Here is a 559-nt window from a genome sequence, read left to right on the forward strand (position 1 = left end):
GGCGAGTCGGCCGTCGACATGGCCGAACGTGCCCTCACCCCGCTGATCGACCGCCACGGAACGGTGGCGATCGCGGGAATCGACGTGCTGCTCACGCACACCCAGCTGCCGGACCTGCCGGTGCTCGGCTGTGGCGCCGACCTGGCGCGGCGGATGGACATGACCCCGAAGTGCATCCTCGACCTGCACAACGGTGGCTGCGCCGCGTTCGTGTACATGATCGACCTCGCCCGGACCATCCTGTCCACCAACTCCACCGCGCACACGGCGCTGATCGTGACGGTGCAGAACAGCGCCGGTCAGGTCTTCACCCAACCCGATGTCCGCCCGCTCGCGCAGGCGGCGGTGCCCGGCGACGGCTGCGGAGTCGGGCTGATGTGCATCTCGGATCAGGCCCCGGTCCTCGACGTCGAGTGCCGCCACTACCCGCAGTACGCCGGGGACATGACCGCCGCGATCGACCCGCCCCGCAAGTACTGGGAACCTGGCACCGGGCAACTGCGAATTTCCTTCACCGAATCGAAGGTCACCCGGGTCTTCGCCCGCGGCAACCGTCTGG

General features: G+C 68.9%; 1 protein-coding gene. It reads left to right on the top strand.

What is annotated here, in order from left to right:
- Positions 1–559, top strand: a 559-nt coding sequence (locus AC1DYG_RS19030) for a beta-ketoacyl-[acyl-carrier-protein] synthase family protein (RefSeq protein ID WP_477641429.1), incomplete at both ends; no start/stop codon positions are given.

This window comes from Pedococcus sp. P1_H8, from assembly GCF_056405175.1.